The organism is Streptomyces sp. NTH33 (genome assembly GCF_003236365.1).
In the GTDB taxonomy this organism is placed as follows: Bacteria; Actinomycetota; Actinomycetes; order Streptomycetales; family Streptomycetaceae; genus Streptomyces.
The window spans coordinates 1-9,226 of sequence record NZ_POTZ01000289.1 but is presented as its reverse complement, the minus strand read 5'-3'; the positions used below and the strand labels follow the sequence as shown (position 1 = coordinate 9,226).

9 protein-coding genes and 1 pseudogene are annotated in these 9,226 nt (G+C 66.0%); 5 read left to right on the top strand and 5 right to left on the bottom strand.

Features of this window, described 5'->3' with window-relative positions:
* Window positions 1-233: 233 nt before the first annotated feature.
* Together C1I97_RS24415 and C1I97_RS24410 are read left to right on the top strand one after the other, a co-directional pair.
* On the top strand, window positions 234-518 hold the full coding sequence (locus tag C1I97_RS24415; RefSeq protein WP_111005329.1) for a type II toxin-antitoxin system Phd/YefM family antitoxin: 285 nt from the start codon (window positions 234-236) through the stop codon (window positions 516-518).
* Window positions 515-769, top strand: a complete 255-nt coding sequence (locus tag C1I97_RS24410) for a Txe/YoeB family addiction module toxin (protein WP_009321768.1) — start codon at window positions 515-517, stop codon at window positions 767-769. The genes C1I97_RS24415 and C1I97_RS24410 overlap by 4 nt, the downstream gene beginning before the upstream one ends.
* Before the next feature lie 400 nt (window positions 770-1,169).
* Here C1I97_RS24410 and C1I97_RS24405 read toward each other — a convergent pair whose 3' ends face one another.
* From C1I97_RS24405 to C1I97_RS24400, 3 genes and pseudogenes are all read right to left on the bottom strand, one after another.
* A complete protein-coding gene (locus C1I97_RS24405; RefSeq protein WP_111005328.1) occupies window positions 1,170-3,263 on the bottom strand; it encodes a type I restriction-modification system subunit M/S in 2,094 nt (697 codons plus the stop codon).
* A gap of 571 nt (window positions 3,264-3,834) precedes the next feature.
* Entirely contained in the window at window positions 3,835-4,101 is a 267-nt protein-coding gene (locus C1I97_RS40095; RefSeq protein WP_181446890.1) for a hypothetical protein, read from the bottom strand.
* A gap of 287 nt (window positions 4,102-4,388) precedes the next feature.
* A pseudogene (locus C1I97_RS24400) lies at window positions 4,389-4,613 on the bottom strand (CPCC family cysteine-rich protein); the annotation flags it as partial.
* Window positions 4,614-5,119: 506 nt separating this feature from the next.
* On the opposite strand from C1I97_RS24400, the gene C1I97_RS24395 reads away from it, so the two are divergent.
* Together C1I97_RS24395 and C1I97_RS24390 are read left to right on the top strand one after the other, a co-directional pair.
* Window positions 5,120-5,404: a hypothetical protein gene (locus C1I97_RS24395; RefSeq protein ID WP_111005327.1), complete on the top strand. Its 285-nt coding sequence runs from the start codon at window positions 5,120-5,122 to the stop codon at window positions 5,402-5,404.
* Entirely contained in the window at window positions 5,386-5,799 is a 414-nt protein-coding gene (locus tag C1I97_RS24390) for a PIN domain-containing protein (protein ID WP_111005326.1), read from the top strand. The genes C1I97_RS24395 and C1I97_RS24390 overlap by 19 nt, the downstream gene beginning before the upstream one ends.
* Window positions 5,800-5,877: 78 nt before the next feature.
* Here C1I97_RS24390 and C1I97_RS24385 read toward each other — a convergent pair.
* A protein-coding gene (locus C1I97_RS24385; protein ID WP_111005325.1) for an IS3 family transposase occupies window positions 5,878-7,055 on the bottom strand; the annotation gives its coding sequence in 2 pieces (ribosomal slippage) (window positions 5,878-6,794 and window positions 6,794-7,055; 1,179 coding nt in all).
* Between the two features lie 606 nt (window positions 7,056-7,661).
* Between C1I97_RS24385 and C1I97_RS41705 the strand changes: the two genes are divergently transcribed.
* Complete coding sequence (locus tag C1I97_RS41705; RefSeq protein WP_258382720.1) at window positions 7,662-7,868, top strand: DUF397 domain-containing protein; 207 nt, start codon at window positions 7,662-7,664, stop codon at window positions 7,866-7,868.
* A 79-nt stretch (window positions 7,869-7,947) separates the two neighbouring features.
* Here the strand turns inward: C1I97_RS41705 and C1I97_RS24375 are convergent, their stop codons facing one another.
* Complete coding sequence (locus tag C1I97_RS24375) at window positions 7,948-9,177, bottom strand: M24 family metallopeptidase (RefSeq protein WP_111005323.1); 1,230 nt, start codon at window positions 9,175-9,177, stop codon at window positions 7,948-7,950.
* Between the last annotated feature and the right edge of the window lie 49 nt (window positions 9,178-9,226).

Here is a 9,226-nt window from a genome sequence, read left to right as displayed (position 1 = left end):
TCCGCCGCAGGTCAGGACAGGCCCGCAGGCATTCCGCTTCAACGTGTGATCAATTCGTTACTTTGAGCTAAGGGAGCAGGCGGCAAGGGGTTGGTCTCTTCGAGGGCCGACCCCTTGTTGTTGCCCGTGCCGGGGTGGTGCTGGGATGTCTGCTCCTTCGCCGGGCGTCTGCTCTGTCCATGAGCAGCAAGAGTGGTACGTTATTTGGTACCACTGCCGGAAAGGGTGAGGTCATGTCCATAACTGCGAGCGAAGCCCGCAAGGCTCTCTTTCCGCTGATCAAGAAGGTCAACGACAACCACGAGGCCATCGAGATCGTTTCCAAGCACGGCAATGCCGTGCTCGTCTCGGCTGAAGACTATGCGGCATTGCGTGAGGGCTCGTACCTGCTGCGCTCGCCGGCGAACGCTCGCCGGTTGCTCAAGGCGTACGAGAACGCCCTGGCTAACATCAACGTGTCAGAGCGAGAGCTGATCGACCCCGACTCGCCGGATGCGGCCAGTGAGGGTGCTGAGTGAGGCTCGTCTTCGAAGATCAGGGCTGGGAGGACTACACGTCCTGGCTCAAGAACGACCGCAAGATGCTCGCTCGGATCAACAAGCTCATCGAGGACGTCAAACGCGACCCCTTCACTGGAATCGGTAAGCCCGAGCCGCTCAAGTACCACTTGCCAGGTGCTTGGTCGCGGCGGATCGACGATGAGCACCGCCTGGTCTACCTGGTCACGGACAAGGAGATCGTGATCCTCGCGGCCCGCTATCACTACTGAATTCTCGGTTGTCGTCACTGAGCCAGTCCCCCTCAGTCGGGACGCAACAGGTGGCGTTGGTGCGGGCGCGGCTGGTCGGCACCGGCACGCGGCATGGGCCGGGTGGCCCATGCCGCTGTCCCTGGTCGGTGCACCCCTCGGATGAGCATGACCGGGCGTCGGCCAAGGCTCTGTTCGCCCGGACGGGTATCCCGGTCTGCCTCTTGAGGTGCTCCGCCGCCATCCCGTACAGGTGGTGAAAACAACTCGCAAGCAGTCGGCTGTTCGTTGCCGTGCCTCAGGTCCGCGGCCTCCTGAGGCTCGGGAGTGTGAGCCCGAATGGGCACATGGGGTGTCAATCCGTCGGGAGGCCGTCGTGGGCTGGGACGTTGCTCGCGGCGGCCTCGGCCGCAGGAAGTGGCTACGGTGTGGGGATGATGCCTCCGTCCAGCGCCCCGTGGCGGATGCGCCGAGTGAGCTCGAACTGATCGCGCAACAGGCGCTCGTGTTCGTCCAACTGGGCCATCGTGCCGGCGATCGCTTGCTGGGTTGCAAGGTCGGGCAGCACCACGGGCAGATCGCCGAGAACGCCGAGGGAGATGGTCTTCATCTTGATGCTCCCCGTGGAGTGGGTTTCCAGCCACGTCCGTGCTTCCGGACCGCGCAGGTACGCGGCGAAGTAGTCCGCGTCGAGTGCAGAAGGGGGACGCAGCACGAAGCATCCGGTGCCGCACACCCAGCCGTGTTGCTCCTCGCGGACGACAGCGGCTCGCCCCAGCTCTCCGCGGCGCGCCAGGACGACGTCGCCGCGTAGGAGACGGAAGCGCTTCAGTTCCGTGGCCTGTCGCTCGCTGATGCATCGGATGCTTGCCGTGCTGAAGCCGTTCCCCGTCAGGTCTTTGGGCATCACGACGGGAACGCCGTCGGTGGCGTCGACGTAGTGGTCGGCGCGGATGAGGCTGCCCGACGGCCCCGCGAGCAGCAGCCCCGGGGGCAGGGCTTCGAACACCCCCTCCACGGTGCCTTCCACGATGTCCCGGAGCGGAACACGCGGGGCCTCGTTCGCGCTGCGGACCGCCCGCTCGCTCCGGTCGAAGCTCTTGCGTAGGCGGGTAGCCGTCTCGGCTGTCTCCTCGGCCCGACCCGCCAACTCGTCGAGAAGGCGACGCGTGTCCAGCGTCGCGGGCGGCTGCTCCTGCGCCGGCGCCACGTACAACCGGGGGTCGAGGAGGCAACCGTCGTTCTCCAGGATCTCTTCGTACAGGACCGAGCAGGAGAAGCCGGGTTCGTCCGGGGTCTTACGGGGGGACCGCAACCATGCGCGAAACCGGCTGCTGACGCGCTCCACGTCCGCAGGGCCGAGCACACGCACTTGGCGCGGAGCTTGCGTACCGAGGCGGCTCGCGTCGATGAAGAGGACCGAATCCGTTTCGCCGACGGGCACGTGGCGGGATTTGTCACGGGCGAGCAACCAGAGGTGAACCGGGACGGACGTGTGGGAGAAGAGATTGGGCGGTAGCGCGACGACGCCGAGCAGTGCGTACCCGACCAGCATCCTCCTGCGGATCCCTGCCTCAGAACCTCGTGCGGAGGCGGCACCCGACGGCATGATCACGGCCGCCATGCCCTTCTCGCTCAGCCTGGTCCAGGCGAACTGGAGCCAGGCGAAGTTCGCGTTCGACTCGGGCGGCGTACCGAACGGCCAGGCGAGATGTTCGAGACCCTGGATGCGCTGGTTGAACGGCGGATTACTCAGGACGAAATCGGTCATGCCGGCACCCAGGCTCCGGAACAGCGTCCTGGGATCAGCGGCATGCACCTGGGGCCGGTCGATCCCGTGCATGGCCAGGTTCAGTGCGGCCAGGCGGGTGTTGCGGTGATCCATGGCGTAGCCCACGAACGAGGCGTCACCGGTCTGGCCCTGCTGCTCGATGTGCTGCGCGGCAGCGACGAGGAACCCCCCGGTGCCGCAGGCGGGATCCAGTACGCGATCGCCGGGCTGGGGGGAAAGTGATTCCGCGAGCAGGCGCGTGAGTGCGCGCGGCGTGTGGTACTCACCCGTCGGAGCGGCGCTCTCCGCGACATACCGTTCCAAGAGCAAGCCGCTGACCTCTCTGAGCCCGGCCTCGGCAGCTGTCGGGGTCTGTTGGAGCGCAGCGAGGAAGGAAGCCACCCACGGCAGATCGCCGGTTGCCTCGTCGTCGACGAAGACACTTTCCAGATCCCAGAGGACGCGCGCGGGAAACCGCTCGTGCCTGGCGGCGAGGAAGAGCGCAGCACGCAGGTCCTCTAGCGGTGGGTATCCGATCCGTGCTTCCACAGTGGCTCTGGACCACCGTTTGACGAGTTCGTCCCCCGGTTCGCTCTCCGAGTCGATGAATCCGGCGAGCACCAGCATGGTGAGCATCGCAGTGAGGTCGCGGTCCGTGCTCCGGCCTCGTTGAAAGGGTGCATACGCCCGCCACAACCGGTCGACGACCACTGCGGCGGGGCTTTTTGCTTCTGTGTTTTCCACTGAGGGTTCCTCGCTCGGGTGTCGTCTCACTTCAACTGACTGATGACGTACGCGGCCGCTGGCACAAGCATCAGCAGACACAGCCGCAGCGTCGTCCCCGTGCTCTGCATCGCCTTCCCCAGCAGATCGAAGAACGCCTTCATTCCGAGGTTCCCCCGTACTCTCCAGTGCGCAGTGTTGCTGCGCACTGCTCGATGTCTTGTCGCTGCGTGAGTTGACCTCAAACGGAACTCCACGTGGAGGCGTTCACGTAAAGGAACCTAGCAGCCTGTTGGTGATCAGTGCGGGGGCTTCGTGGTGGCGCATGCGGATGGGTGGTGTGATGCGCAGTGAGTCTGCGCACAAGATTCTTCGAGTTCTTGCTGTTCATGGGATACGGGCAAGGGATGAGGAGTGGGGGAGTTGGCCGCACGGAGGGTGTCGGTCGTGACGCAGGTCATAGTGTGGTGGTGCGTCGGGTGCGGCCGCAGGTGGCTTCGCGGCCAGCGCGAACCGCAGACCGGCCCGGTCCCCGGTTCCAGATCCGGCGGAACGTACACGGAGACCTCGTGCTAGGAAGCCTCTCGGAGTGTCAGTCCGGCCGGGGTGTCAGGGCCGCGATGTCGCCGCCGAACCCCATCACCAGCCGTCCGTCGGGCACCATGGTCACCGCGGTCACCTCCGAGGGGAACACCAGATCCGAGCCAACCTGGCGGCGTGGGACCAGATCCCCTGCATCAGCGTGTCCGGGGTCGGCGACAACGGAAACGGAGCGGCCGTCAACCTCCACCCACACCGAGCCGCGGACGGGTAGAGGGTCACCCATCCGTCCGCCCTTCGCCAGATCCCACACCAGCACGGCCTCGTCGTCCCTCCGGTGACGGCGGCAGTGCGGCCGCCGGCCACCACCGTCGCTGCTGATCGCACCCAGTCGGCATGCCCTGCTGCCGCCTTGACGGCCCCGGCGGTCAGGTCGCCGGTGGCCCATTCCACCCGCATCCCGGTCCTCGGGTCCGCCACCCGTGTTGCGGCCGACTTGCCGAGGGCACCGTTCCACAGAGCCCAGTCCTTTGCGCCCCAGACCTCGAAGGAGTCCCGCGTGAGGTCGATCGGGCGCCAGGCCGGATCGAGGGGCTCGTCCGCTGCAGGGGGTCGGACGAACCGTCGGCCGTGCTGGTCGCAGGCGCCGAAGTCCTGGTAGTTGTGCTGGGCCTCGATCAGGGAGACCTTGTTCGCCCCGCCGTCCACGGTCGGCCACCGGAACTGGACGGCGTCGTCCTCCCAGAAGCAGATCGGGCAGATCACGAATGACCCGGGCGTCTCGTCGAGTACGAGGTGTCCGCAGCAGGGGCAGGGACAGCGACGGCTCACCGGCGCAGTCTCGTCGATGGGCCGACCCCGGTGCCATGCATTTCCAGACCGGCAGAGGAGTTGCCGGTCCGCAGACAGTCCGCAGGACACTCGTAGAAACCCGTCGGAGGCCAACGCAACCAAACGATGAAACACCTGGTCAGAGGCTTGAGTGGGGCTCCGTCGCAGGTCAGGATCGGCCCTCAGGCATTCCGCTTCAACGTGTAGCGGGTGCTGTATCGCCACGTCTCTGATTTAGCAAACATGCAGGTCAGGAGGGGGCCGACCTTTCGGGGTTGGGCCCCTGGTTGCTTCCCGTGCTGGGATGGTGCTGGGAAACCTGCCTGGTCTTCACCTGTCATCACCCCTGGTCATCCCTACCGTGCTGAGTCGCGGACTGTGCGGTGCGCGACGAGAGGGGGCGGGCGGGGTAGGCGACTCTTCCCGGCCTTTCCCGGGTGGCTCTCGCGTGGGTGGCGGGGGTGCGGGCCGTAGCGCTTTTCCTACTCGTTTGACACACTTGGGTTATGGCTGAGACGACGTACAGCATCGGAGAAGGGCCGGCGACGCGGGTGAGCCTGTCGCTTCCGGAGGGGACCGCGGAGGCGATCCGTGCGCGGGTGGGCAAGCGGGAGTTCTCCGCGTTCATCGCCGCAGCGGTCGAGCGTGAGCTGCGCGGCCAGGTGCTGGACGAGTACCTGGCGGACTACGAGAACCGCAAAGGGCCGGTCTCCGAGCAGGCTCGTCAGCGGGCGCGGCAGGTCTTCGACGAGGTGTTCGCCGAGGAGGCCGGGTGGCCCGCCGCAAGCTGAGCCATGAGGGGACGCTGGTCCTCGACAGCGAGGGGCTCTCGAAGCTCCTCGCCGACGACGAGCAGGTGGTGGCTCTGGTTGCTGAGGCGCGCTCGCGAGGCATGGAGGTCGTGATCAGTGCGCTCGCCATCATCGAGGTCGTCCACGTCCGTACGAACAAGTCCCGCCTGAACTGGGTGCTCTCCGGACTGCGCGTAGTCCCGGTGGGCGATGAGGAGGCGAGAGCGGCCTCGAAGCTGCTGATGGATGCCGGTTTGCACGGGCACAAGTATGCGATCGATGCCGCGGTCGCCGAGGCCGCGTTGCGGCAGCACCGCCCCGTGGTCATGTTGACCTCCGATATCGACGACATGGTCAAGCTATGCGGCGATCGCGTCCGGCTCGTGGCGGTGTGACTTCCCTTTGGCCGGCTCACCAGCGCAGTCTCATTGAGGGGCCTCGCGTTTTTCGGACAAGGAGTTCGACCGATTAATTCATGCGGCGAGTCGCAGATCTTCGAATTCGGCATGCACTTCACGCGGAGGGCGATAACCCACTGCTGAATGAAGGCGTTTGAGATTGTACCAGAACTCTATGTACCGGGTGATGTCCCGCCGGGCCGCCTCGCGGGTGGGGTAACTCATGCGGGATACGCGTTCGCTCTTCAGGGCGCCGAAGAAGGATTCGGCCATGGCATTGTCGAAACAGATTCCGGTGCGGCCGGCCGACCGGCGCAGCCCAAGTTCTCTGAGGACGCCTGCGTACTCGGCCGACATGTAGTTACTGCCACGGTCGGAGTGGAATATGGCGCCCTGCGTGAGCCTGCGATTCCGGGCCGCGTTGCGGATGGCCCGGGATATCAGCGGCGTCTGGTAGTGGTCGTCCATCGCGTAGCCGATGACCTCCTTCGTGCAGCAGTCGATGACGGTCGCCAAATATAGCCACCCCTCGCCGGTGGGGATGTAGGTGATATCGCCGACGAGTTTTTCCCCAGGCGCCTCGGCGGTGAAGTCGCGACCGACGAGGTCCGGCACCGGGCCGGGCGCCGCCTGGGTGAGGCACCACCGCTTCGGACGGGGCTGGCAGGGCACCAGGCCCAGCTCACGCATGAGCCGGCGCACCAGCTCCGGCCCCGCGGTGTGGCCCCAGCGCAGCAGCTGGGCGTGAACGCGCCGGTATCCGTAGGTGCCGTCGGACATGTCGAACGCTTTCTTGATGAGAAGCCGTAGTTCCTCATGCCGCTGCGCGGTTGCGGAATCGGGGCGGCTTCTCCAGTTGTAGTAGCCGGATCGGGAAACGCCGAGTTGTCTGCACAGGAACTCGACGGAGTAGGCGCACTTCGCGTCGTCGAGCCGCATCGATTCGATGAACTCGTACTTACTCGCTACCGGGGATCCCTCGCGAAGTACGCTGCGGCTTTTTTCAGAAAGGAGTTTTCCATCTCCAGTTCACGGACGCGACGCTCGAGCTCTTTCAGGCGCGCGCGTTCGTCCACCGGCAGCGGCCCATCCTGCCGTCCGTGCTCGCGCTCATACTGGCGCACCCATGTACGGAGCGTCTCCGGGTTCATGTCGAGTTCCCGGGCGACATGGGCGATGGGCTTACTGGATTTCAACGCCAGCTGGACCGCTTCCTCACGGAACTCCGGCGAGTACGGACTTGGACGTGCCACTTGCTACTTCCCTCGATTCCTTACAGGACAACCCTATTGGGTCCCTGTCCGGGATCTTCGGGGCCCCTCACATCGACGAGTTGGTCCCGGTGTCATGCGTTTCCCGACCTGTGGAGGACCCGCCAGTCCGCAAACAGTCCGCAGGATGCTCGTAGACGCCCGTCGGCGGCCAACGCAACCAAACGGTGAAAGCGCTGGTCAGCGCCCTGGGTCAGGCTTCGCCACAGGTCAGGATCGGGCCGCAGGCATTCCGCTTCAACGTGTGATGCTTGATTCCTTGATCGGCCGGAAATGCCGGTCAGGGTAAGAAACTCTAGGTCAGGGGCCAGTCCCAAGGGGCTGGCCTCTCCTGTTTTCTCCGGCCCGTTCCGGCTTCTTTCAGGGGCGTGCCGACTTGGTGTCGGCCCTGGCGATGGCGTCGTGACGGCCTTGACCTGGTGCGTATCGGCGTGGGCCTCGGGTGGGAACACTGGCCGGATGTCCCTGCTGGTGCCGGTTCACCGGCAGCCGGACGCCTGCCGGGTTCCCTGCTGTGGAGGATCCGAGGTCTTCACCACAGCGCCACGGCGAGCAGGAGTACAGGTCACCGAAACGGCAAACAACGGGATTGACTTGAGCACGGCCGTCTGGCGTAAGAGCAGTTACAGCAACGGCAGTGGTGGGAACTGTGTCGAGGTCGCCGACGGCCTCACCGGCATCGTCCCCGTCCGCGACTCCAAGCTCCCCAAGGGGCCGTTCCTCACGGTCACGGCCCCCGCGTGGACGTCGTTCGTCACCGCCCTGAAGGACGGCCCCGGGCAGCGGACTCCGTAGGTCCGGGGGCAGGCGACAGCACGGGTGCCGCACCGGCGAGCTCGGCCGGTGCGGCATCCGTGGGACGGCGGTCTCCCGGTCAGACGCCCAGGATGTTGTGCTCCGGGCCGAAGGGGAACTTGGTGATGTTCTCGGCGCCGTTCTCGGTGACGACCAGGATGTCGTGCTCGCGGTAGCCGCCGGCGCCCGGCTGGCCCTCGGGAACCATGATCATCGGCTCCATGGAGACCACCATGTTCGGCTCCAGCACGGTGTCGATGTCCTCGCGCAGCTCCAGGCCGGCCTCACGCCCGTAGTAGTGGGACAGCACGCCGAAGGAGTGGCCGTAGCCGAAGGTGCGGTTGGGCAGCAGGCCGTGGCCGATGTAGATCTCGTTGAGGGTGTGGGCGATCTCGGCGCAGCTGATGCCCGGCTTGATCAGCTCCAGGCCGCGGCGGTGCACCTCGACGTTGATCTCCCAGAGCTCGAGCGAGCGGGCGTCGGGCTCGCCGTAGAACAGGGTCCGCTCCAGGGCCGTGTAGTAGCCGGAGATCATCGGGAAGCAGTTGAGGCTGAGGATGTCGCCGCGCCCCACCTTGCGCGTGGTCGGCCAGTTGTGGGCGCCGTCGGTGTTGATGCCCGACTGGAACCACACCCAGGTGTCGCGGATCTCGGTGTGCGGGTAGGCACGGGCGATCTCGCGGACCATGGCGTTGGTGCCCGCGAGCGCGACCTCGTACTCCGAGACGCCCTCGTGGATGGCCTCGCGGATGGCCTCGCCGCCCAGGTCGCCGACGCGTGCGCCCTCCTTGATCAGGACGATCTCCTCGTCCGACTTGATCATCCGCTGCCGCATGGCGGCCTGCGCGATGTCGGTGAACTCGGCGCCGGGGAAGGCGGCCTCGAACTTCCGCAGGGTGTCCAGCGGCAGGCTGTCGTGCTCGACGCCGATCCGGCGCGGCGCGACGCCCCGGCCCTTCAGCGTCTCCTGGATGACGTGGATGTAGTTGTCGCGGTGCCAGTCGGTGTACACGACGTTGTCACCGAAGGTGCGCCGCCACGGCATGCCGGCGTCGATGTTCGCGGAGACGGTGATCTGGTCGTCCGCGGTGACGATCAGCGCGTAGGGGCGGCCGAAGGAGGTGTAGAGGAAGTCGGAGTAGTACTTGATGTTGTGGTACGAGGTGAACAGGGTGACGTCGACGTCGGCCTCGGCCATGGCCTTGCGGAGCAGGGTCAGCCGGCGCCCCATCTCGGCGTCGGAGAACGTCTGCTTCTCCTTCTCGCCGTTGTGGATCAGCTTCAGGCGCTCGAGCTCGGCAGCGGACATGGGTACTCCTTTTCACGGGGGTGATGTGGGGTGAAGGGTGGTCGATGGG